Here is a 23063-nt window from a genome sequence, read left to right as displayed (position 1 = left end):
CACTGTCTGCCTCGGCGGCTTCGTCGGCCTCACGCCGACAGGGTCTGCCCCTGCCGACATCCGGCGCTCACTTCTTGCCGACGAACCAGCCCTGCAGCTTCTTGATCCGAGCCTGGATCTGCTCCCTCGTGGCTTGGGCGACGGCCGGTCCCCCGCATGCCTTGCGCAGTTCGACGTGGACGTTCTGGTGCGGCGTTCCGGTGCGTCTGGACCAGGCGCCCACGAGGCTCTGGAGCTGGTTGCGCTCTTCCTTCATCGCTCGGTGCTCGAGTTCGCTCGTCTCCGTCTCAGGGGCAGGAGGGGCCGCCGCTGTTTTGCGCTTCGCCTGCCGTGCCTGCTGAGTGCTCAGCAGCTCACGCACCTGATCGGGTTCGAGCAGGCCGGGAATGCCGATGAAGTCGAGTTCGTCCTCGGAGCCGATGGCTCCGCCGGTGCCGAATTCACCGCCGTCGTAGAGGACACGGTCGAACAGGGCTTCGGCGCCGAGGGCTTCGAAGGAGCCGAGCTGGTCCGACGAGGCGCCCTCGTTTCGGTTCGCCTGTTCCATGGCCTGATCGTCGAAGACGACGACATCGTTCTCGTCCTCGTTCTTCGGGCGATCGAGGGCATGGTCGCGTTCGGCTTCCATCGAGTTGGCCAGGGCCAGCAGCACGGGCACCGAGGGCAGGAACACCGAGGCGGTCTCGCCGCGTTTGCGGGCACGCACGAAGCGCCCGATGGCCTGCGCGAAGAACAGCGGCGTCGACGAGGAGGTCGCGTAGACGCCGACGCACAGTCGGGGAACGTCGACGCCTTCGGAGACCATCCGCACGGCCACCATCCACCGGTCGGTGGAGTTCTGGAACTGTTCGATCCGCGCCGAGGCTCCCGCTTCGTCGGAGAGCACAACGGTCGGCTTCTCACCGGTGATCTCGTGCAGTCGTTTGGCGTAGGCTCGGGCCGCCTCTTGGTCGGTGGCGATGACGAGGCCGCCGGCGTCGTGGACGGTGCGCCGGACCTCGGTCAATCGCATATCTGCGGCTTTGAGGACCGCCGGTATCCAGTCGCCCTTCGGGTCGAGGGCCGTGCGCCAGGCCTGCGAGTTGATGTCCTTCGTCGTCTCCTCACCCAGGACGTGCGACATCTCGTCGCCGGCCTTGGTCCGCCAAGTCATGGCGCCGGCGTAGGCGAGGAAGAGGACGGGGCGGACGACGGAGTCCTTGAGCGCTCGACCGTAGCCGTAGGAATAGTCCGCCACCGAGGTGCGGATGCCGTTCTCGTCGGGGGCGTAGGTGACGAATGGGATCGGTGAGGTGTCAGAACGGAACGGTGTTCCGGTCAGGGACAGCCGACGGACCGCGGGGCCGAACGCCTCTCGCACGGCATCGCCCCACGACAGGGCGTCACCTCCGTGGTGAACCTCGTCGAGGATGACCAGAGTGCGGCCGGCGGCCGTCCGGTTGTGGTGGAGAACGGGTTTGGCAGCGACCTGCGCGTAGGTCAGAGCCACGCCGTGGTAGCCGGGTGCGTGTTTGCCCTGGGAGTTCTTGAAGTGCGGGTCGAGCTTGATGCCCACGCGTGCAGCCGAGTCGGCCCACTGCACCTTGAGGTGTTCGGTGGGAGCGACGACCGTGACACGGTTGACGACTCGTTGGGCCAGCAGTTCGGCCGCCAGCCGCAGGGCGAAGGTGGTCTTACCGGCCCCTGGGGTCGCGACTGCGAGGAAGTCCTTGGGCTGCTTCTGGAAGTAGAGTTCGAGAGCCTCAGCCTGCCAGGCACGCAGCTTTCCCGCCGTTCCCCACGCTGCGCGCTCGGGGAATGCCGGTGGAAGCTGTTCTGCCGCGGAGGTCCCTGGTGCTGTTGGGAGACGATCCGCGGACATCTACTCCTGCGGTCCTTCGGACATCGTCTCGTAGATCTCTTTGCACTTGGGGCAGATCGGGAACCGCTCGGGGTCGCGCGTGGGGACCCACACCTTTCCGCACAAGGCGATCAGCGGAGTCCCGGTCACCATGGACTCCATGATCTTGTCCTTGGGCGCGTAGTGGCTGAAACGCTCGTGATCGCCGGGCTCGACTAGCTGCTCGGACTGCTCGCGCTCGATCGTTGCTGAACCGCCTGAAGCTGGAATGGTCATGGCTCCATTGTAGTTCCCTAGAATGAGAGTCATGGACCAGGCCTACGACGATTCCCTCACAGAACGCTACCGCGAGCTCAGCGACGACATCGCTGCGGCGGTCGCCGTGGTCTCCGCTACCCGCGGCAGTGCCCTGCATGCGATCACCGTCGATTCGTTTCTCGACGTGTCGTACGATCCCCCGACGATGGCGGTCAGCGTCTATTCCGGCTCACGGATGATGGAGACTCTGGAGACGAGTTCCCACTTTGCGATCTCGCTGCTCAACTCCGACCAGCGCGACATCTCCGAACGCCTCGGCGCTTCGGGCCAGCCGCTGTACGGATCACTCAAAGGCATCGATACTTTTCCCGCACCGCAGGCCGGACAACCGGTGCTCACCGAGGCGATCGCCTGGTTCGAGCTCGAGCTCACCGAGGTTCTCGAGGTCGCGACCCACAATCTCGTCGTCGGCGAGGTGGTGTCCATGGGCGCGGGTACCGATGCGGGAACGAGTCGCCCCCTGCTGCGTTGGCGAAAAGGCTACGGAACCATCGGAAAACGCTGACCATTCCGTCGGGCTCTGACCGTGCCGCAGGCACGGGCCCGCCCAGCACGGTCAACATGGGCTGACCGGTACGACGCGGCCATCTGAATAGACCACGCGCCTACCGGGCACGACAGAGGCCCTGCTCCGGATCGACGGCTTCGTGGAGAAGTTCGTCGGTCCTGAGCAGGGCCTGTCTTGTGGTTTGGGTCGTCAGCCTCGGCTGCCAGTGCTGATCGCGGTCGGCCCGTCGGCTGGGCACCGGTGCTTTGGTCGCCCGACCGCCGATGGATCAGACGATCAGACGACTCCCTGGGCGAGCATTGCCTCGGAGACGCGGATGAAGCCAGCGATGTTGGCACCCGCGACATAGTCTCCGGGCTGGCCGAACTCGTCGGCCGCAGCCGCGCAGCTGTCGTGGACATCGCCCATGATCTCGGCCAAGCGCGCCTCCGTGAAGTCGAAGTCCCACGAGTCGCGGCTGGCGTTCTGCTGCATTTCGAGCGCACTGGTCGCGACACCGCCGGCGTTTGCGGCCTTGCCGGGGGCGAAGAGAACACCGGCATCGGAGAAGATCTTCACGGCTTCCGGCGTGCAGGGCATGTTCGCGCCTTCGGCGAGGGCGATGACTCCGTTCTTGACCAGAGTCGCGGCCGAGTCTCCGTCGAGCTCGTTCTGAGTCGCACATGGCAGTGCGACGTCGACCTCGACGTCCCAGACGTTGCCGCCCTCGTGGTAGGTCGCGCGTCCCCCGCGCTGCTCCACGTATTCGGAGATGCGTCCCCGCTCTTCGAACTTGATGCGCTTGACGAGTTCGGTGTCGATTCCGTCCGGGTCATGGATGAAGCCGGCCGAGTCGGACATCGTGATGACGGTGCCGCCGAAGGCCGTGACCTTCTCGGCCGCGAACACTGCGACATTTCCGGATCCGGAGATCGAGACGGTGCGCCCGTCGATGTTCTTCTTCGCAGCGGCGAGCATGTCCTTGAGGAAGTACACGACGCCGAAGCCGGTGGCTTCGGTGCGAACCATCGAACCGCCGTAGGACAGTCCCTTGCCGGTGAGCACACCTGCTTCGTATGAGTTCGTCATGCGCTTGTACTGACCGAAGAGGTAGCCGATCTCCCGACCGCCGACTCCGATGTCACCTGCGGGCACGTCGCGGTATTCACCGATGTGACGGTACAGCTCCGTCATGAACGACTGGCAGAACCGCATGACTTCGCGGTCGCTGCGGCCCTTCGGATCGAAGTCCGATCCGCCTTTGCCGCCGCCGATGGGCAGGCCGGTGATGGCGTTCTTGAAGATCTGCTCGAAGCCGAGGAACTTGACGATGCCGAGGTTCACCGAGGGGTGGAACCGCAGTCCGCCCTTGTATGGGCCGAGAGCCGAGTTGAACTGCACTCGGAAGGCACGGTTGATCTGCACGTCACCGGAGTCATCGATCCAGGGGACCCGGAAGATGATCTGGCGTTCGGGCTCGCAGAGCCGTTCGAGCGCGGAGAGTTCCAGGTATTCGGGGTGCTTGTCCACGACGGGGCCCAGGGAATAGAGAACTTCCTGTACCGCTTGGTGAAACTCCGACTCTCCAGGGTTACGTTGGAGCACTGTGTCGAAGATTGGCTGCAGTGATGGATGTAGACTCATGCGCACAAACATACCGTGACCCGTATAACAACAATCCGAGCGACCAGATAATGGACAACGTTGTCCGCTCACTTCAAGTGGGATATAAGTCTTCCGCGCAGTTTTAGGACCACTGAACAGGAAAGAATGGGCACAGGGCACATGGACATCTCGGAGATCTGGCCGCCGTTCGCACTTCATCTGCAATCAGATGATATGGAGCTCTCGCCCGTTCGAGAGGCCGATATTCCGGAACTCGCAGAGATCGCGCGAGGCGGAGTGAGACGTGATGGAGTCGAAGCATTCATCGTCGATTGGGATTCGGGCACCGATGAGCAGATAGCACGAAGTCTCGCTCAGTACCACTGGTCCACTCGGGCGAACTTCACCGTTGATGAGTGGAGCATCGAGTTCACGGTCAGGGTCAATGGCCGCGCCATCGGAGTTCAGGGTGTGAACGGACATCGGTTTCCACTCACGAGGACAGTCTCGACAGGATCATGGTTGGCGCTGCCTGAACAGGGCTGCGGATACGGCACCAGAATGCGAAGGATGATCATCGAAGCCTTCGCCAGATACTTCGGTGCCGCACGATTCGACACAGCGTACTTCGACGGCAATGACGCCAGCCGGCGGGTATCGGAGAAGCTCGGCTACTCCCCCAATGGCGATCGAAGTACTGTCGGGCAGAAGGGCACGGTCCTGACCGAACACCGCATGGTCCTCCACTCGAAGGACTATGTCCGCACAGGCAACGACCTACAAATCACCGGCGCCGACGCCTTCCAAACCTTCCTCACTATTACTACCTGACGGCGGCCCAGCAACCCCGCGCCAGGTAGCCCAACCCCCGTCAGGTAGCAACAAGCACCGAGCAACCCACCCACACACGAACACAAACACCACACGTTCGTGAATACAGCAATGGCCCCACCCAACACAGTTGGACGAGGCCATCACCTTAAAAAATATTGCGGCAGTCACTTACTCTCCCACAACCACCAAGTTGCAGTACCATCAGCGCGAATGGGCTTAGCTACCGGGATCGGAACGGTTAACCGGGCGTTTCCCCACCACTATCACCACCGCAAAACCAACAAACCACACTCACCCAAACCCAAGTTTGGGTGGTAGTGGTCCAAGAACCGCACAGCGAACGCGAACACCAAAAACTATGTCATGCACACCCACAAAACGGGGCGCATTCTCTCATCACAACTAGAAAAGACTACTCATAGAAACAAACTCTCGCACACACCAACCCCACAAAAGGGAAAAGTTGGTGAGTGATCGGTGTATTAGTACCAGTCAACTCCACACCTCACAGTGCTTCCATACCCGGCCTATCAACCCCATCATCTATAGGACACCTCCCCCAACAAAAGTTGGTTGGAAATCTCATCTCGGAGCCGGCTTCCCGCTTAGATGCTTTCAGCGGTTATCCATCCCGAACGTAGCCAACCAGCCATGCTCCTGGCGGAACAACTGGCACACCAGAGGTTCGTCCGTCCCGGTCCTCTCGTACTAAGGACAGACCTCCACAAATTTCCTACGCACGCAGCGGATAGGGACCGAACTGTCTCACGACGTTCTAAACCCAGCTCGCGTACCGCTTTAATGGGCGAACAGCCCAACCCTTGGGACCGACTCCAGCCCCAGGATGCGACGAGCCGACATCGAGGTGCCAAACCATGCCGTCGATATGGACTCTTGGGCAAGATCAGCCTGTTATCCCCGAGGTACCTTTTATCCGTTGAGCGACCACGCTTCCACAAGCCATGGCCGGGTCACTAGTCCCAGCTTTCGCTCCTGCTCGACACGTCCGTCTCACAGTCAAGCTCCCTTGTGCACTTACACTCGACACCTGATTGCCAACCAGGCTGAGGGAACCTTTGGGCGCCTCCGTTACTCTTTAGGAGGCAACCGCCCCAGTTAAACTACCCATCAGGCACTGTCCCTGAACCCGATCAGGGTCCGAAGTTAAGGAATCCACTATGGTCAGAGTGGTATTTCACCGATCGACTCCACCCCAACTAGCGTCAGGGCTTCAAAGTCTTCCACCTATCCTACACAAACCACACCGAATCCCAATACCAAACTATAGTGAAGGTCTCGGGGTCTTTCCGTCCTGCTGCGCGTAACGAGCATCTTTACTCGTAATGCAATTTCGCCGAGTTCGTGGTTGAGACAGCAGAGAAGTCGTTACGCCATTCGTGCAGGTCGGAACTTACCCGACAAGGAATTTCGCTACCTTAGGATGGTTATAGTTACCACCGCCGTTTACTGGGGCTTAAATTCTCCGCTTCACCCTTACGGGTTAACAGGTCCTCTTAACCTTCCAGCACCGGGCAGGCGTCAGTCCGTATACATCGACTTACATCTTCGCACGGACCTGTGTTTTTAATAAACAGTCGCTTCTCTCTGGCCTCTGCGACCACCACCAGCACATCCCCAAGCAAGTTGGGTTCACCGGGATGGTCCCCCTTCTCCCGAAGTTACGGGGGCATTTTGCCGAGTTCCTTAACCACGATTCTCTCGATCACCTTAGTATTCTCTACTCGACCACCTGTGTCGGTTATAGGGTACGGGCAACACACACCCTCACGTCGATGCTTTTCTCGGCAGCAGAGGATCACCAGATCACCCCACCAATGTGGGGCGCCCATCAGCTCTCACACACCTGTGGGGACGGATTTACCTACCCCCACGTGCTACAACCTTAGACCGTGACTACCATCGCACGGCCTGGCTACCTTTCTGCGTCACACCTCACGCTTACCGACTCCACACTCAGGTCCCCCCGCGCTCCACCCAACTCGACCGAAGTCGAAAAGGGCGAGTTTAGGGGTTAGTTTCGTGTGTTTTGGTACTGTCGGTTGTGTGTCGGTACCAGAATATCAACTGGTTGTCCATCGACTACGCCTGTCGGCCTCGCCTTAGGTCCCGACTTACCCAGGGCGGATTAGCCTAGCCCTGGAACCCTTGGTCATCCGGTGGACGGGTTTCTCACCCGTCTTTCGCTACTCATGCCTGCATTCTCACTCGAATCGCCTCCACCACTCGTTCACACGGCAGCTTCTCCGGCAACTCGACGCTCCCCTACCCAACACCACACCATTACGGTTATACGTGGTGCTGCCACAACTTCGGCGGTGTACTTAGCCCCGCTACATTATCGGCGCTCAATCACTTGACCAGTGAGCTATTACGCACTCTTTCAAGGATGGCTGCTTCTAAGCCAACCTCCTGGTTGTCTTCGCAACTGAACATCCTTTCCCACTGAGCACACGCTTAGGGGCCTTAGTTGATGGTCTGGGCTGTTTCCCTCTCGACAATGAAGCTTATCCCCCACTGTCTCACTGCCACGCTGAACCTTGACTGGCATTCGGAGTTTAGTTGACGTCAGTAACCCGGTAGGGCCCATCAGCCATCCAGTAGCTCTACCTCCAGCAAGAACCACGCAACGCTGCACCTAAATGCATTTCGGGGAGAACCAGCTATCACAGAGTTTGATTGGCCTTTCACCCCTAACCACAGGTCATCCCCTCCATTTTCAACTGAAGTGGGTGCGGGCCTCCACGCGCTCTTACACACGCTTCACCCTGCCCATGGCTAGATCACTCCGCTTCGGGTCTAGGACACGCGACTCAATCGCCCTATTCGGACTCGCTTTCGCTACGGCTACCCCACACGGGTTAACCTCGCCACGCACCGCTAACTCGCAGGCTCATTCTTCAAAAGGCACGCCATCACAGTCATCTAGATACTGCTCTGACGGATTGTAAGCACATGGTTTCAGGTACTCTTTCACTCCCCTCCCGGGGTACTTTTCACCATTCCCTCACGGTACTAATTCCGCTATCGGTCATCAGGAAGTATTTAGCCTTACCAGGTGGTCCTGGCAGATTCACACGAAATTCCACGAGTTCCGTGCTACTCGGGCGTCTACATACTGTGAACGGTTGATGTTTCGTCTACGGGACTCTCACCCACTCCGGTCCTGTTTCCCACCAGGTTCGACTACACCAACCACACTCACAGACCGGCCATGCTGGACCGGACCATGTACACCCCACAACACCGTGTACGCAACACCAGCACGCTTGACACGCACACGGTTTAGGCTCATCCAGTTTCGCTCGCCACTACTCCCGGAATCATTGTTATTTTCTCTTCCTGCGGGTACTGAGATGTTTCACTTCCCCGCGTTCCCTCCACATGCCCTATATATTCAGACACGGGTCACCACCCTCACGAGTGGCGGGGTTTCCCCATTCGGAGACCCTCGGATCAACGCCTGTTTATCGGCTCCCCGAGGCTTATCGCAGATTTCCACGTCCTTCATCGGCTCCTGATGCCAAGGCATCCACCATGCGCTCTTACACACTCACCCAACCCCCAAAAGGGATCGGCTCATGTGCGCGAAAAATATTGTTTCATTCACCTTTACTAGATGATGACAAGAAAAATCACATTACATAAACAACACAAAGAATTGTGTTGTTTGATGCTCGCGTCCACTATACGATTCTCAAACCACTACCAAACACCCACCACCACACACCCACACTGTGGCTGCCTGGTGGTCGGGTTGGTCCTGTTGGTTGAAACCACACCCACACACTGTGTGGGGTTTGTGATTCCAGGACCCAATAACGTGTTTGTTCTAGCCCATCCGGATACTCATCGTCGTCGAGGCACTAACCCCAACAACGCTGAGTGGACGAGCGGAAGAAGTGATGTTCCACCCTTGAGCTCTCATGATGACCACATGCGGGTCATGCCATGAGGATCTGAATGTGTGCTCCTTAGAAAGGAGGTGATCCAGCCGCACCTTCCGGTACGGCTACCTTGTTACGACTTAGTCCCAATCACCAGTCCCACCTTAGACGGCCCCCTCCACAAGGGTTGGGACACCGGCTTCGGGTGTTACCGACTTTCGTGACTTGACGGGCGGTGTGTACAAGGCCCGGGAACGTATTCACCGCAGCGTTGCTGATCTGCGATTACTAGCGACTCCGACTTCACGTAGTCGAATTGCAGACTACGATCCGAACTGAGACTGGCTTTAAGGGATTCGCTTACCCTCACGGGTTCGCCTCTCTCTGTACCAGCCATTGTAGCATGCGTGAAGCCCAAGACATAAAGGGCATGATGATTTGACGTCATCCCCACCTTCCTCCGAGTTGACCCCGGCAGTCTCCTATGAGTTCCCACCATCACGTGCTGGCAACATAGAACGAGGGTTGCGCTCGTTGCGGGACTTAACCCAACATCTCACGACACGAGCTGACGACAACCATGCACCACCTGTACACCAGCTCCAAAGAGAAGAACTGTTTCCAGAACGGTCCAGTGTATGTCAAGCCTTGGTAAGGTTCTTCGCGTTGCATCGAATTAATCCGCATGCTCCGCCGCTTGTGCGGGCCCCCGTCAATTCCTTTGAGTTTTAGCCTTGCGACCGTACTCCCCAGGCGGGGCACTTAATGCGTTAGCTACGGCGCGGAGAACGTGGAATGTCCCCCACACCTAGTGCCCAACGTTTACGGCATGGACTACCAGGGTATCTAATCCTGTTCGCTCCCCATGCTTTCGCTCCTCAGTGTCAGTTACAGCCCAGAGTCCCGCCTTCGCCACCGGTGTTCCTCCTGATATCTGCGCATTTCACCGCTACACCAGGAATTCCAGACTCCCCTACTGCACTCTAGTCAGCCCGTACCCACTGCACGCGCAACGTTAAGCGTTGCGTTTCCACAGCAGACGTGACCAACCACCTACGAGCTCTTTACGCCCAATAATTCCGGACAACGCTCGTACCCTACGTATTACCGCGGCTGCTGGCACGTAGTTAGCCGGTACTTCTTCTGCAGGTACCGTCACTTTCGCTTCTTCCCTGCTGAAAGCGGTTTACAACCCGAAGGCCGTCATCCCGCACGCTGCGTCGCTGCATCAGGGTTTCCCCCATTGTGCAATATTCCCCACTGCTGCCTCCCGTAGGAGTCTGGGCCGTGTCTCAGTCCCAGTGTGGCCGGTCGCCCTCTCAGGCCGGCTACCCGTCGTCGCCTTGGTAGGCCATTACCCCACCAACAAGCTGATAGGCCGCGAGCCCATCCCCGATCGAAAAACTTTCCACCAACCCTCATGCGAGGATTGGTCGTATCCGGTATTAGACCCAGTTTCCCAGGCTTATCCCGAAATCAGGGGCAGGTTACTCACGTGTTACTCACCCGTTCGCCACTCATCCACCAACAGCAAGCTGTCGGCTTCAGCGTTCGACTTGCATGTGTTAAGCACGCAGCCAGCGTTCGTCCTGAGCCAGGATCAAACTCTCCATAAAAAACTTTATGTTACGAATGAATCCCAGCAAGACAGCCAACCCCTCACGGGGTGAGAAGGTTGACCACAAAATAACTGACCAAACACACAGCCACCCAATGTGATGCGGGAGGTTCGGCGAAGAACCACCCACCACGGGGTGAACCAATGTTTGGCCAGGTGATTGTCTTACCAGAAAATAAATTGTTCTGGCATCACAACTTGTTCAAACAAACACGCTATTGGATTCTCAAACCACAAACACACACCCATCACCACCACCCGAAAAACGAGCGTGTTCACTGGGGGTATCAGTTTCTGTTTGCACTTTTCGTCTTGCGACTCGCTGTGCCAGCGGATGTCTACTCTACATGGTTGTTCTGATCCGCGCAACTCGAAGTTCATCTTCGGTTTGCCCGTATCGTTCCCGATCAGAGCGACTGCTACCGTTCCTTGCGGCCTGGCAACCTGGACAACAATACACACATCTTCGCCCACCTGCAAAACCGCTCCGCACGTGCCCACAACCCCGCTCCGAAGAACCCCGAGATCTCGGGCGAACGTCTCCGCCGCACAGCGTTAAGAGAGACCTACGCCACGGGTTCGGCGAGTTCGGGAGAATCGTTGCGGACGTTTCCGACCGCTTTGCCGACCTTGTGCCGAGTGACGCTGGCGGGATCAACCTGATCGAGTGTCGCCGCCAACAGATCCGGCACATCATTCGTCAGGACTCCGGGGTCGATCCAGTCACTGATCTGGTCGCGCCCGAGGAACACGGGCATCCGATGGTGGACATCGCTGAGGTGCCCCGCGGACTCCATCGTCAGGATCGTCGTGGAGACCAACCAGGTCTCATCCGGCTGTTTCCAGAACTCGAAGAGTCCCGCCATGAAGAGGGGATCCTCGCCGGCAGCGGTCATCATCCACGGCTGCTTGCCGTCTTCTGTGTTCTCCCATTCGTAATAGCCCGGAATCGGCAGAGCACAGCGACGACGTCGGACAGCCTGCCGGAACATCGGCTTCTCGAGCACTGTCTCGGAACGGGCATTGAATGCCTTGAAGCCGATCTTGGGATCCTTCGCCCACGCCGGTACCAGCCCCCAGGACGCGGTTTCGAGACGGCGATGCAACTGACCATCCTCATCGAGTCGCTCGACGACGATCGGCACGAATGACCCCGGGGGCACATTGAAGCGCGGCGCGTAGTCATAGGAGACGACATCCAACCGCAGCTCATCAGCGAGATCCGCCGGATCGAGAGACATATTGAGTCGACCGCACATGCGCCCATCTTCTCACTTCACTACACTGTCGACAATGGCGGCAGAAGAGAATACAGGCACGAGGTTCGACCCGATCGAAGAGTCCCGTCGGCAATGGCTGGCCCACGGATGGGACGACGCAGCCGACGGAATGACGACAGTGATCTCAGTGATGAGGATCCACCAGCTGTTCCTGGCTCGAGTCGATGCCGCCCTCAAGCCCTTCGCGCTGACGTTCTCGCGCTATGAAGTCCTCACACTCCTATCTTTCACACGAGCCGGGACCCTGCCGATGTCGAAGATCTCCGCTCGACTGCAGGTGCATGCGACCTCGACGACGAACTCTGTCGACCGCCTCGAGAAGGCCGGCCTCGTCGCCAGGCGCAGCCACCCCGATGATCGCCGAACGACGCTCGTCGACCTCACTGATGCCGGTCGCGAGCTCGCCGCTCAGGCGACGAAGGCACTCAACGCCGAGGTCTTCTCCTCCCCCGATTTCGCCGGCATCGACCTCGACTCTCTGCTCCCCCATCTCGCAACGCTGCGTTCGGGGCTCGAAGCCGGCGCCTGAGCCGACCGAAGCAGTCCACTGAACGGACCATCGGCCATCGGGACCGCCTCGGCGAGGAATTAGTTGGACGTCCAAGTAATATGGACGTATCGTGGTGTCGATCACCGAATACGCGTCCGATTCTTGGAGGAATCATGTCCCGCAGTACAGCCGCTGCCCTACCTTTCGGTCTCACCGACGAACAGCAGACCGTCGCTGGGATGGTGCGCGAGTTCGCCGATACCGAAGTCGCTCCCCATGCCCTCGAATGGGACGCCGAACATTTCTTCCCCGTCGACGTCATCAGGAAGTCCGCCGAACTCGGAATGGGCGGCATCTACGTCAGTGAGGAGTCCGGCGGCACCGGAATGGGCCGCATGGATGCGGCGCTGATCTTCGAGGCGATGTCGACCGGATGCCCCTCCGTCGCCGCCTATATCTCCATCCACAATATGGTCGCGTGGATGATCGACAAGTTCGGCAACGACGAGCAGAAGACCACGTACCTCGAGAAGCTCGTCTCCATGGAGCACCTCGGCAGCTACTGCCTGACCGAACCCAATGCCGGCTCCGATGCGGCCGCCCTGCGCACCTCCGCCCGCGAGGACGGCGACCACTATGTGCTCAACGGAGTCAAGCAATTCATCTCCGGCGCCGGCACCTCGGATACCTACCTCGTCATGGCCCGCACCGGCCAAGACGGAGCGCGTGGAATCTCCGCCTTCATCCTCGAGAAAGGTATGGAGGGTCTGAGCTTCGGGCCCAATGAGCAGAAGATGGGCTGGCGCGCCCAGCCGACCCGACAGGTGATCATGGAGAACGTGCGGGTTCCGAAGGAGAACATGCTCGGCGCACCCGGTCAGGGCTTCAAGATCGCGATGTCCGGGCTCGACGGCGGACGTCTCAACATCGGCGCCTGCTCGCTCGGCGGCGGTCAGGCCGCGCTCGAGAAGGCCATCGCCTATATGGGTGAGCGTCAGGCCTTCGGCACCGAACTCTCCGGCTTCCAAGCTCTGCGCTTCGAGGTCGCTCAGATGCAGGCCGACCTCGAAGGGGCTCGCTCCCTACTGTGGCGGGCCGCAGGCGCCTACGACGCAGGCGATCCGAACACCTCTCTGCTCTCAGCCATGGCCAAGCTCAAGGCCACCGACACCGGTTTCGATGTCGCAAACAGGGCACTCCAATTGCACGGCGGCTACGGCTATCTGACAGAGTATGGAATTGAGAAGCTGGTGCGTGACCTGCGAGTCCACCAGATTCTGGAAGGCACCAACGAAATCATGCGCGTGATCATCTCGCGCAAGAGCACAGGAGTGGGCTGATATGACAGAACCTTCGGCAGAGCAGGCGGACACCTCCGTCATCACCTCGGTATCCAACGGGGTCGGCCGAATCGAACTCAACCGACCGAAGCTGATCAACGCGCTCAGCCAGGACATGGTGGGCGCCATCGACGACGCCCTCAACGCATGGCGCGACGACGAGGCGGTCAACCTCGTCCTCGTCACCGGCCGCGGAGAACGCGGACTGTGTGCGGGCGGCGACATCAAGGCCGTGTACAACGACATCGTGGCCGGCAGCGACGAGAACGCGAGATTCTGGAATCGCGAATACAAGATGAACTTCGCGATCTCCGAGTTCCCCAAGCCCTACGTCGTCATCATGAACGGCATCACGATGGGCGGCGGCGTCGGCATCTCCGGACACGGATCGCACCGCATCGTCACCGATTCGACGAAGGTCGGAATGCCGGAGACCGGAATCGGGCTCTTCCCAGACGTCGGCGGCACCCACCTGCTGGCCAACGCCCCCGGAGAGCTCGGCACCCACCTTGCGCTGACCGGGCAGCCCGTCGGGGCCGGCGCTGCGATCGCACTGGGCCTCGCCGACTACTTCGTCCCCGATGCGCAGATCCCCGATCTCATCTCCGAGCTCACCGCCGGTGAGGACCTCGACGCGATCATCGGCCGGTACGCGACCGATGTTCCGGAGAACGAACTCGCCGAGGCGGCCGCCTGGATCAACGCCTGCTACGCCGGCGACGACGCCGAAGCCATCGTCGCGGCTCTCGCCGCGCACGCAAACCCCGATGCCCAGGCCACCGCGGAACTCATCGGCACCAAGGCCCCCACCTCGGTGAAGGTGACGCTGGCAGCGGTCCGGAACGCCGCATCGATGACCCTGGCCGACGTCCTCGAACAGGACTACCGGGTCGCCGTCACTCTCACCGGCCTGCCGGACCTCAAGGAAGGCATCCGCGCGCAGGTCATCGACAAGGACCGCAACCCGCAGTGGAATCCCGCCTCCCTGGCCGAGGTCACCGACGAACAGGTTCAGTCCATCCTCACCACCGACCACGAAGACAAGGTGTTCTCATGAGCGAATTCGAAACCATCCTCACCGACGTCGCCGACGGCGTCGCGACCATCACGATCAACCGACCGAAGGCGCTCAATGCGCTCAATCTGCAGGTGCTCACCGACATCACCGATGCCGCGACCGCCTACGACGCAGATGATTCGGTCAAGGCGATCATCATCACCGGCAGCGAGAAGGCCTTCGCCGCCGGAGCCGACATCAAGGAGATGTCGAGCCTCGACTTCGCCACCGCCTACAAGGCCGACTGGTTCGCCGGATGGACCCGACTGACCGACGTGCGCAAGCCCGTCATCACCGCCGTCGGCGGCTACGCCCTGGGCGGCGGCTGCGAACTGGCGATGATGGGAGACATCCTCATCGCCTCGACGAAGGCGAAGTTCGGACAGCCCGAGATCAACCTCGGCGTGCTCCCGGGCATGGGCGGATCGCAGCGACTGACCCGCGCCATCGGCAAGGCCAAGGCCATGGACATGTGCCTGACCGGTCGGATGATGGGCGCCGAGGAGGCCGAGCGCTCCGGACTCGTCGCTCGCATCGTCGAACCCGAAGCGCTCCTGGACACGGCGAACGAAATCGCGCAGACGATCGCATCGAAGTCCCGCATCGCCTCGGCGATGGTCAAGGAAGCGGTGAACACCGCATTCGAGACGACCCTGGAGCAGGGACTGCGCTACGAGCGCCGACTCTTCCATTCGTCCCTGGCCACGAACGATCAGTCCGAGGGCATGGCCGCCTTCGTCGAGAAGCGGGACCCGAACTTCACGGATTCCTGATCCAGCTTCTTATCACTGCAGAAGGCGCAGACTCCTCAGAGAGTCTGCGCCTTCGTCGTCTGATCAGCCGAAATGCGGGCCAGAAGACGAAAGAGAATGTGTTCCGTCTCGCATTTAACAATCGTTCAGTTAGAGTGAGTGTATGCATTCATCTTCGCAAGGAGGCACCGTGACAAGCTTCACCGATCTGCGCTCCCAACTCCGTCTGCCCGTCGTCGGATCCCCCATGTTCATCGCCTCGGGACCCGAATTGGTCAAGGCCCAGTGCCAGGCGGGGATCGTCGGATCCTTCCCCTCGCTCAACGCCCGTCCGGCCTCGCAGCTGACCGACTGGCTCGATGAGATCTCCGAGTCGAACGCCGCCCACACTGCGGCGAATCCGCAGCAGCCCGCCGCTCCGTTCGCAGTCAACCTCATCGTCCACCGGTCGAACAATCGCCTCGAGGAGGACCTCGCCGAGGTGGTCCGCCACCAAGTGCCGATCGTCATCACCTCGCTCGGTGCCCGTGAAGAGGTCAACGAAGCCGTCCATTCCTACGGCGGCGTCGTCCTTCACGACGTCATCAACAACCGATTCGCCAACAAGGCCGTCGAGAAGGGTGCCGACGGCGTCATCGCCGTGGCCGCCGGTGCGGGCGGGCATGCCGGGGCGCAGTCGCCGTTCGCCCTGGTCCAGGAGATCCGCTCCTGGTTCGATGGTCCCCTGCTGCTGTCGGGCGCCATCGCCCACGGCCGTTCGATCCTTGCGGCTCTGGCCGCCGGTGCCGATTTCGCCTACATCGGCTCGGCCTTCCTGTCCACGCCCGAGGCGAATGTCGTCGACGACTATCGGTCGATGATCGTCGAATCCGGCGCCGACGACGTCGTGTACTCGAATTACTTCACAGGTGTGAAGGGCAACTACCTGCGTGGGTCCATCGTCGCCTCGGGCCTCGACCCGGACAATCTGCCCGACGCCGATCCCACGAAGATGGACTTCAGCTCGTCTTCGGGTTCGGATTCGAAGGCCTGGAAGGACATCTGGGGCTCGGGACAAGGCATCGGCGCGCTCGGCCAGCAGCGGACGACCGCCGAGCTCGTCGAGACCTTCGCCGCTCAGTTCGATGAGGCGAAGCAGCAGCTGCAGGCGCAGCTGAGCTGATCCGACCGAGCGCCTCAAAGACCACCTCAGCCCGTTCAGACCGTCGAGATGATTCCTCGTTCTGTCAGACGGGAAGCCAGACCGGCACCGTCGGGGGCGTAGATCCACGGCACACCCTGGCCGCGGCCGTGGCGCTTCGACCGTCCGCCGGCCCACACCGCCTCACCGACGGTGAGCTGTCGGATCGCCACAGCGGCGACGTTCTTCGGATGATTCTCGACGAACTCCCCATAGATCTCCTCATCGTTCTGCCCGTCGTCACCGATGAGCAGCCACTTCATCCACGGGAACTCCCTGGCCAGACGTTCCAGAGAATTGCGTTTGTGCTCCTTGCCCGACCGGAACACCCGAGTCGTCGTCGGCCCCCAGTCGGTGAGCAGCAGCGGGCCCATCGGATAGAGATTGCGGGACAGGAAGCGCTTGAGCGTCAATGCCGAGTTCCACGCCCCCGTCGACAGATAGACCATCGGAGTGTCCGGACGCATGAAGGTGATCCGGTCATAGAGCACGGCCATTCCCGCCACCGGGGACCTCGCGTGCTCGCTGAGGACGAAGGTGTTCCACGCGGCGAGGAAGGGACGCGGCAGCGAAGTGACCATGACCGTGTCGTCGATATCAGAGATGATGCCGAAGGTCGAGTCCTCACCGATGATGCGCACGGCAGCAGAGTCGACGAGCGAGCCGTCGGTCCACAGTTCGATCTCCGTCTTCCCCGGTTCGAAGTCTCCGGGGATCACGGTGTCGATGATGCCTCCGCGATCGGAGGTGACCATATGCTCTTCGTCGTTCACGCGCACCCATGCGGTGTCATTGGGCAGAGGCACACTGACGAAGGACTTCCACCCGCGGATGCTCGCGTGGACATCGGCGGCCGGCTGACCGTTCGGGGTGAGCACCAGGCGTCCGAGCACCCGCACCCAACCGGTCCCGCCGTAGGTGTCGTAGGCGATGACGGTGCGATGGTAGGCGTGGTCGGTGGCCCGATTCTGGATCCAGCCGTTGAACCGGTCCTCCACCCGCGCAGCAGTGTGGAGCATATCCGGTGTGAGGTTGAGCGGCCCCTCTTCGGGTTTCTTCTTCGCCACGATCAGATGAAGCCGATCTTGTCATAGACCTCGCGCAGGGTCGCCTCGGCGATGGCGCTGGCCTTCTCCGCCCCGCGATCGAGGATCGCCTGCAGCTGGGCCCGGTCCTCGAGGAGCTCCAGCGTCCGCTCCCGCACCGGCGTCAGGGTCTCCACAGCCACCTCGGCGAGGTCGACCTTGAGGTGACCGTACATCTTCCCTTCGTACTCGGCCACGATATCGTCGACCGGACGCGAAGTCAGGGAGGAATAGATCGTCAGCAGGTTCGACACTCCCGGCTTGTTCTCCGGGTCGAAGGCGATCTCGGTTCCGTCGTCGGTCACGGCGGACTTGATCTTCTTCGTCAGGGCCTTCGCATCGTCGAGGATGTCGATGCGTCCCTGCGGGCTGGGCTGGGACTTCGACATCTTCGCGCCCGGATTCTGCAGGTCATAGATCTTCGCGGTCGCCTTGAGGATCTGCGCCTCGGGGACGGTGAAGGTCTTGCCGAACCGGTAGTTGAAGCGTTCAGCGAGGTTGCGGGTCAGCTCGAGGTGCTGGCGCTGGTCCTCACCGACGGGAACGAGCTGCGGATTGTACAGGAGGATGTCGGCGGCCATCAGCGCCGGGTAGGTGAGCAGCCCCAGGGACACATGCTCCTGCTTCGCGGACTTGTCCTTGAACTGGGTCATCCGGCTGGCCTCACCCATCGAGGTGGTGCATTCGAGGATCCAGGACAGCTGCGGATGGGCGGGCACCTGGGACTGGACGAAGATCGTCGACTCCTCCGGATCGAGACCGGCGGCGATGAATTGCGCCGCCGTGCGCAGGGTGCGTTCCCGCAGTTCGGCAGGGTCCTGTTCGACGGTGATCGCGTGCATGTTCGCGATGAAGTAGAAGGCATCGTGCGACTCCTGGTGAGTCACGAACTGCTGCAGGGCTCCGATGTAGTTGCCGAGATGAAGGGAATCGGAGGTGGCTTGGATACCAGAGACAGTGCGTGGCTGTGAAGAGTTCGTCATAGTCCTATGATGCCATCTCCCCTGTCGGGTCTGTTCAGGCATCCGGTCTGGTGTCGGGGATCACGCTTAGCCGCGCACCAGCGGTATAGTTCGTACCAGATCACATGATTCGCCAAGGTGTCTCCCAGTTCTCGAACATCTGTCGAGCAGCGGCCAGCGAAGGTCTGATCATGCTGAGAACTCAACAATCCCGATGCGTCATCTCTTACGGACCTGATGCGTCGTCTCTCAAGGAGGAGGACTATGTCGGTCGAATACGTCAAGACCGAGGGCGACCTTCCGCCGGTCGCCGTGGTCGAGAAGCCACGCTGGACACCGGCGAAGATCGTACTGTGGGTGGTCATCGCCCTCATCGCCGGCGCGGGTTGGTCGATGATCGCGTTCGTGCGCGGTGAAGAGCTGTCGGCCAGCTGGTTCGTCGCCGCAGCCGTCGGCAGCTACCTCATCGGCTTCCGCTTCTACGCGAAGCTCATCGAATGGAAGATCTGCCGCCCGAACCCGAAGCGAGCCACCCCGGCAGAGCTCAACGACAACGGCCGCGATTTCGCGCCGACCGACCGTCGGGTCCTGTTCGGCCACCACTTCGCGGCGATCTCCGGTGCCGGCCCCCTCGTGGGGCCGATCCTCGCAGCCCAGATGGGCTACCTGCCCGGAACCCTGTGGATCGTCTTCGGCGTCGTGCTCGCCGGCGGTGTCCAGGACTATATGGTGCTGTTCTTCTCCATGCGCCGCAACGGCCGATCGCTGGGACAGATGACCCGCGATGAACTCGGTCGAACGGGCGGAATCATCGCCTCCATCGGCATCATCCTCATCATGGTCATCCTCATCGCGGTCCTCGGCGTCGTCATCATCAACGCGCTGGCCGAAAGCCCCTGGGGCGTCTTCTCCATCGCGATGACGATCCCGATCGCCGTGTTCATGGGCATCTACATGCGCTACCTGCGCCCCGGCAAGGTCGTCGAGACCTCGGTCATCGGCATCGTGCTGCTCGTCATCGCGATCATCGCCGGCGGCTGGGTCCACAACTCGCCGTTCTGGTCCGAGATCTTCCACCTCGACAAGGTGACTCTGGCCTGGTGCCTGATGATCTACGGATTCCTCGCCGCCGTGCTTCCGGTGTGGGTGCTGCTGGCCCCGCGCGACTACCTGTCGACGTTCATGAAGATCGGCACCATCGTGCTTCTGGCCGTGGGCATCCTCATCGTCAACCCGACCGTGCAGATGCCTGCGCTGACCGAGTTCGCTTTCAACTCGGCCGGTCCGGCGTTCGCCGGTGCCCTGTTCCCGTTCCTGTTCATCACCATCGCCTGTGGAGCCTTGTCGGGCTTCCACGCCCTCATCTCCTCAGGCACGACTCCGAAGCTCATCGAGAAGGAGACGCAGGCTCGCCTCATCGGCTACGGCGGCATGCTCATGGAGTCCTTCGTCGCGATCATGGCATTGGTCGCCGCGATCTGCCTCGACAAGGGACTCTACTTCGCGATGAATGCCGCCGAACCGCTCACCGGCGGAACGGTGCAGGGCGCATCGGACTTCATCAACAACTCCTTGGGCATGTCCGGAGTGGAGACGAGTCCGGAGATCCTCGATCAGGCGGCCAAGGACGTCGGTGAGGAGAGCATCGTCTCTCGCACCGGCGGAGCCCCGACGCTGGCGATGGGAATGGCGCACATCCTCCACAACGTCTTCGGCGGGCCGGCCTGGATGTCGTTCTGGTACCACTTCGCCGTGATGTTCGAGGCCCTGTTCATCCTCACCACGATCGATGCGGGTACCCGCGTGGCCCGTTTCATGCTCTCGGATGCACTCGGCAACTTCTCGAAGAAGTTCCGGGACCCCTCGTGGACTCCGGGCGCGTGGCTGACGACGGCGATCATGGTCGCCGCCTGGGGATCGATCCTGCTCATGGGTGTCACCGACCCCCTCGGCGGAATCAATACGCTGTTCCCGCTCTTCGGCATCTCGAACCAGCTGCTGGCCGCGATTGCTCTGGCCGTCGTCTTCGCCATCGTGTGCAAGATGGGTCTGGCCAAGTGGGCATGGATCCCCGGCATCCCGCTGGTCTGGGATCTGGTGGTCACGATGGTCGCCTCGTGGCAGAAGATCTTCTCCTCCGACCCGAAGCTCGGCTACTGGGCTCAGCACTTCGCCTACAAGGACGCGCTGGCCGCCGGAGAGACCTCGATGGGCAATACCGAGGGCGTCGCGGCGATGAGCGCAGTCGTGCGCAACACATTCGTCCAGGGCACCCTGTCGATCGTCTTCGCACTTCTTGTCGCGATGGTCGTCGTCATGGCAGTCTGGAAGTCCATCGAGGCCATCAGGAAGGGGTCCCTGCCGACGACGGAGGAGCCGTTCGTCGAGACGAAGATGTTCGCTCCAGCCGGTCTCATCGCTCGCAAACCCGAGCGCGAGCTGCAGGCGCAGTGGGACGAACACGCAGCAGGAAGGCAGAAGGAATGAGCACCGCACATCCGCTCACCCGCATCGCCAGCGATCCGTGGGGATCCCTGCGCCGAGGCGGGGCCTGGCTCCACTGGTACCTCAAGGAGATCATGGGCGAGAACGCCTATATCCACTACCTCGAATCCTACGAGCGCCGACACGGCACCCGTGAGGGTGCGATGGAGGAGAAAGCCTTCTGGCGAGATCTCACCGATGAGCAGGACCGCAATCCCAAGGCCCGCTGCTGTTGAGATTCTGAAGGTGCCTGCGTCTCTGAACGCAGAGACGACAGACGAAGAGCCCGGGGCTCAGGACATTTCGTCCTGAGCCCCGGGCTCTTCGTCTGTCGTTCGGGCTGCGGTCAGGCCTGGACGGACGGGAGGTCGTAGTCGATGACCAGCGGAGCGTGGTCCGACCAGCGTTCGGCCCAGCTGTCGGCTTTGTCCACGGTGGCCTTGACCGCGGTTTCGGCCAGGGCCGGAGTGGCCATCTGATAGTCGATGCGCCATCCTGTGTCGTTGTCGAAGGCCTGACCGCGCATCGACCACCAGGTGTAGGGTCCGTCGATGTCGCCGCTGAGTTCGCGGTGGACGTCGACATAGTCGATCTCACCGAAGAACTTGTCGAAGTAGGCTCGTTCCTCCGGGAGGAATCCGGACTTCTTCCGGTTGGCTTTCCAGTTCTTCAGGTCGCGTTCGGTGTGGCAGACGTTGAGGTCGCCGGTGATGAGCACATGGTCGGCGGTCTTCGCCAGCTGCGGCATCCGTTCGATCATGCGGTCGAGGAACCGGTACTTGTCGTCCTGTTTGGGGGTGTCGGCCTCACCGGAATGGACGTACGCGGACACAAGGGTCAGAAGCGATCCGTCGCCGAGGCGGAAGTCCGTCTCCACCCAGCGTCCGGCCCGGTCGAAGTAGCCGTCGTCGCCGAGTCCTTCGCGCACTGCCTCGGGTTCGGTGCGGGCCATCACGGCGACGCCGGCGCGGCCCTTCGCCTCGGCATCATGGCTGATCGTGGTGTATCCGGTGTCGGCAAGGACACCGTGCGCGATATCGTTCGCGGCGCGCACTTCTTGGAGGGTGATGAAGTCCGGTTTCGCTGCATCGACCCAGGTGGGCATCCCCTTTCGCCATGCTGCGCGGACTCCGTTGACGTTGACTGAAGCAATCCGAATCATGTGATCTATGATGACATGGAGCGCACTATTCTTCCGGGACGGGGCGTTATAGAGTGAGGGTAAGTACGAACACATCAGGAGGCGCAATGGCCGTTGACGAAACTATCGACACCGAGCAGCTGAGCATCAGTCCGCTCGATGAGGTCGACGCCCGCGAGATGCGCGAATTCCTGCTCGACGCCCAAGCCAACTTCTGGGGAGACCGCGATCTCAGCGGTGACCATGATGCCTACTGGTTCCGTCAGTTCGTCACCTCGGGGCTCGTCGCCCGCTACCGTTCGGAGATCGTCGGATACCTGCTCGGAGTCATTCCCCATGATGGTCCTGCCTACATCCACCTGGTGGCAGCGCGGTCGGATTTCCGTCACCAGGGAATCGGTCGTCATCTCTACCAGCACTTCATCGACCATTCCCGTCAGCTCGGTTCCTCCTCGGTGCAGGCGACGACGATGCCGGAGTCCTCGGGTGCGATCTCGTTCCACTCCTCCATGGGCTTCAACGGAGAGCTCATCGAGGACTATGCCGGCCCGGGCAACCCGCGCGTCTTCTTCGAGCTCAAGTTCCCCGAGGACTGAGCACCCGGCACCGCCCACCCTCCCAGAACTACCTGACGGCGGCCCAGCAACCTCGCGCGAGGTTGCTGGGCCGCCGTCAGGTAGTAATA

The 23063-nt window shown here is 61.1% G+C and carries 17 protein-coding genes and 3 rRNA genes; 10 read left to right on the top strand and 10 right to left on the bottom strand.

Annotated elements, in window-relative coordinates; translation table 11 throughout:
* Positions 1-67: 67 nt before the first annotated feature.
* Positions 68-1861: a DEAD/DEAH box helicase gene (locus tag AC3CD9_RS02660; protein ID WP_488366156.1), complete on the bottom strand. Its 1794-nt coding sequence runs from the start codon at positions 1859-1861 to the stop codon at positions 68-70.
* Positions 1862-2116 (bottom strand): DUF3039 domain-containing protein, encoded by a 255-nt coding sequence (locus tag AC3CD9_RS02655; protein WP_035320920.1) that lies wholly within the window; start codon positions 2114-2116, stop codon positions 1862-1864.
* A gap of 31 nt (positions 2117-2147) precedes the next feature.
* On the opposite strand from AC3CD9_RS02655, the gene AC3CD9_RS02650 reads away from it, so the two are divergent.
* Positions 2148-2663 carry a flavin reductase family protein gene (locus tag AC3CD9_RS02650; protein ID WP_488366155.1) on the top strand — a complete coding sequence of 172 codons (516 nt, stop codon included), beginning with the start codon at positions 2148-2150 and terminating at the stop codon, positions 2661-2663.
* Positions 2664-2942: 279 nt separating this feature from the next.
* Here AC3CD9_RS02650 and gdhA read toward each other — a convergent pair whose 3' ends face one another.
* Complete coding sequence (gdhA, locus tag AC3CD9_RS02645) at positions 2943-4289, bottom strand: NADP-specific glutamate dehydrogenase (RefSeq protein ID WP_488366154.1); 1347 nt, start codon at positions 4287-4289, stop codon at positions 2943-2945.
* 60 nt (positions 4290-4349) lie between these two features.
* Between gdhA and AC3CD9_RS02640 the strand changes: the two genes are divergently transcribed.
* Entirely contained in the window at positions 4350-5081 is a 732-nt protein-coding gene (locus AC3CD9_RS02640) for a GNAT family N-acetyltransferase (protein WP_488366153.1), read from the top strand.
* Positions 5082-5239: 158 nt separating this feature from the next.
* On the opposite strand, the gene rrf is transcribed toward AC3CD9_RS02640, so the two are convergent.
* The 4 genes from rrf to AC3CD9_RS02620 all read right to left on the bottom strand — a co-directional run bounded on the left by rrf (position 5240) and on the right by AC3CD9_RS02620 (position 11848).
* A 5S ribosomal RNA gene (gene rrf, locus AC3CD9_RS02635) occupies positions 5240-5358 on the bottom strand.
* A 188-nt stretch (positions 5359-5546) separates the two neighbouring features.
* Positions 5547-8661, bottom strand: a 23S ribosomal RNA gene (locus AC3CD9_RS02630).
* Between the two features lie 419 nt (positions 8662-9080).
* Positions 9081-10605 (bottom strand): 16S ribosomal RNA (locus tag AC3CD9_RS02625).
* Together the 16S, 23S and 5S rRNA genes form the textbook arrangement of a ribosomal RNA operon.
* Positions 10606-11173: 568 nt before the next feature.
* Positions 11174-11848 (bottom strand): SOS response-associated peptidase, encoded by a 675-nt coding sequence (locus AC3CD9_RS02620; RefSeq protein WP_488366152.1) that lies wholly within the window; start codon positions 11846-11848, stop codon positions 11174-11176.
* 52 nt (positions 11849-11900) lie between these two features.
* Here AC3CD9_RS02620 and AC3CD9_RS02615 point away from each other — a divergent pair, with 52 nt between their 5' ends.
* The 5 genes from AC3CD9_RS02615 (at position 11901) to AC3CD9_RS02595 (ending at position 16688) form a co-directional block, all read left to right on the top strand.
* On the top strand, positions 11901-12416 hold the full coding sequence (locus AC3CD9_RS02615; RefSeq protein ID WP_488366151.1) for a MarR family winged helix-turn-helix transcriptional regulator: 516 nt from the start codon (positions 11901-11903) through the stop codon (positions 12414-12416).
* A gap of 134 nt (positions 12417-12550) precedes the next feature.
* Positions 12551-13717, top strand: coding sequence for an acyl-CoA dehydrogenase family protein (locus tag AC3CD9_RS02610; protein WP_488366150.1), 1167 nt, complete (start codon positions 12551-12553; stop codon positions 13715-13717).
* A gap of 1 nt (position 13718) precedes the next feature.
* Entirely contained in the window at positions 13719-14774 is a 1056-nt protein-coding gene (locus tag AC3CD9_RS02605; protein WP_488366149.1) for an enoyl-CoA hydratase/isomerase family protein, read from the top strand.
* Positions 14771-15547 (top strand): enoyl-CoA hydratase, encoded by a 777-nt coding sequence (locus AC3CD9_RS02600; protein ID WP_488366148.1) that lies wholly within the window; start codon positions 14771-14773, stop codon positions 15545-15547. The genes AC3CD9_RS02605 and AC3CD9_RS02600 overlap by 4 nt, the downstream gene beginning before the upstream one ends.
* Before the next feature lie 169 nt (positions 15548-15716).
* The gene (locus tag AC3CD9_RS02595; RefSeq protein WP_488366147.1) at positions 15717-16688 is read left to right on the top strand and encodes an NAD(P)H-dependent flavin oxidoreductase; all 972 of its coding nucleotides are present in this window, start codon (positions 15717-15719) and stop codon (positions 16686-16688) included.
* 35 nt (positions 16689-16723) lie between these two features.
* On the opposite strand, the gene AC3CD9_RS02590 is transcribed toward AC3CD9_RS02595, so the two are convergent.
* Both AC3CD9_RS02590 and trpS read right to left on the bottom strand, forming a co-directional pair.
* Positions 16724-17773, bottom strand: coding sequence for an App1 family protein phosphatidate phosphatase (locus AC3CD9_RS02590; protein WP_488366146.1), 1050 nt, complete (start codon positions 17771-17773; stop codon positions 16724-16726).
* Between the two features lie 2 nt (positions 17774-17775).
* Entirely contained in the window at positions 17776-18774 is a 999-nt protein-coding gene (gene trpS, locus AC3CD9_RS02585; RefSeq protein WP_488366145.1) for a tryptophan--tRNA ligase, read from the bottom strand.
* Between the two features lie 243 nt (positions 18775-19017).
* On the opposite strand from trpS, the gene AC3CD9_RS02580 reads away from it, so the two are divergent.
* Both AC3CD9_RS02580 and AC3CD9_RS02575 read left to right on the top strand, forming a co-directional pair.
* Positions 19018-21240 carry a carbon starvation CstA family protein gene (locus tag AC3CD9_RS02580; protein ID WP_488366144.1) on the top strand — a complete coding sequence of 741 codons (2223 nt, stop codon included), beginning with the start codon at positions 19018-19020 and terminating at the stop codon, positions 21238-21240.
* Positions 21237-21473, top strand: a complete 237-nt coding sequence (locus AC3CD9_RS02575) for a CstA-like transporter-associated (seleno)protein (RefSeq protein ID WP_139468536.1) — start codon at positions 21237-21239, stop codon at positions 21471-21473. The genes AC3CD9_RS02580 and AC3CD9_RS02575 overlap by 4 nt, the downstream gene beginning before the upstream one ends.
* A 110-nt stretch (positions 21474-21583) precedes the next feature.
* On the opposite strand, the gene AC3CD9_RS02570 is transcribed toward AC3CD9_RS02575, so the two are convergent.
* Positions 21584-22399 carry an exodeoxyribonuclease III gene (locus AC3CD9_RS02570; RefSeq protein ID WP_488366143.1) on the bottom strand — a complete coding sequence of 272 codons (816 nt, stop codon included), beginning with the start codon at positions 22397-22399 and terminating at the stop codon, positions 21584-21586.
* A gap of 86 nt (positions 22400-22485) precedes the next feature.
* Between AC3CD9_RS02570 and AC3CD9_RS02565 the strand changes: the two genes are divergently transcribed.
* Entirely contained in the window at positions 22486-22974 is a 489-nt protein-coding gene (locus AC3CD9_RS02565) for a GNAT family N-acetyltransferase (protein ID WP_488366142.1), read from the top strand.
* Positions 22975-23063: the final 89 nt, after the last annotated feature.

It is taken from the genome of Brevibacterium sp. MGP-B1 (genome assembly GCF_057766545.1).
Note: the sequence above shows the minus strand (reverse complement) of the source record. Positions and strands in the feature narration are given on the sequence as shown.

Bases quoted from the DNA above. Each gene is read 5' to 3' on its own strand.
- AC3CD9_RS02660 (WP_488366156.1), bottom strand. From the start codon at position 1,861: ATGTCCGCGGATCGTCTCCCAACAGCACCAGGGACCTCCGCGGCAGAA.
- AC3CD9_RS02655 (WP_035320920.1), bottom strand. From the start codon at position 2,116: ATGACCATTCCAGCTTCAGGCGGTTCAGCAACGATCGAGCGCGAGCAG.
- AC3CD9_RS02650 (WP_488366155.1), top strand. From the start codon at position 2,148: ATGGACCAGGCCTACGACGATTCCCTCACAGAACGCTACCGCGAGCTC.
- gdhA (WP_488366154.1), bottom strand. From the start codon at position 4,289: ATGAGTCTACATCCATCACTGCAGCCAATCTTCGACACAGTGCTCCAA.
- AC3CD9_RS02620 (WP_488366152.1), bottom strand. From the start codon at position 11,848: ATGTCTCTCGATCCGGCGGATCTCGCTGATGAGCTGCGGTTGGATGTC.
- AC3CD9_RS02615 (WP_488366151.1), top strand. From the start codon at position 11,901: ATGGCGGCAGAAGAGAATACAGGCACGAGGTTCGACCCGATCGAAGAG.
- AC3CD9_RS02610 (WP_488366150.1), top strand. From the start codon at position 12,551: ATGTCCCGCAGTACAGCCGCTGCCCTACCTTTCGGTCTCACCGACGAA.
- AC3CD9_RS02605 (WP_488366149.1), top strand. From the start codon at position 13,719: ATGACAGAACCTTCGGCAGAGCAGGCGGACACCTCCGTCATCACCTCG.
- AC3CD9_RS02600 (WP_488366148.1), top strand. From the start codon at position 14,771: ATGAGCGAATTCGAAACCATCCTCACCGACGTCGCCGACGGCGTCGCG.
- trpS (WP_488366145.1), bottom strand. From the start codon at position 18,774: ATGACGAACTCTTCACAGCCACGCACTGTCTCTGGTATCCAAGCCACC.
- AC3CD9_RS02580 (WP_488366144.1), top strand. From the start codon at position 19,018: ATGTCGGTCGAATACGTCAAGACCGAGGGCGACCTTCCGCCGGTCGCC.
- AC3CD9_RS02575 (WP_139468536.1), top strand. From the start codon at position 21,237: ATGAGCACCGCACATCCGCTCACCCGCATCGCCAGCGATCCGTGGGGA.
- AC3CD9_RS02570 (WP_488366143.1), bottom strand. From the start codon at position 22,399: ATGATTCGGATTGCTTCAGTCAACGTCAACGGAGTCCGCGCAGCATGG.
- AC3CD9_RS02565 (WP_488366142.1), top strand. From the start codon at position 22,486: ATGGCCGTTGACGAAACTATCGACACCGAGCAGCTGAGCATCAGTCCG.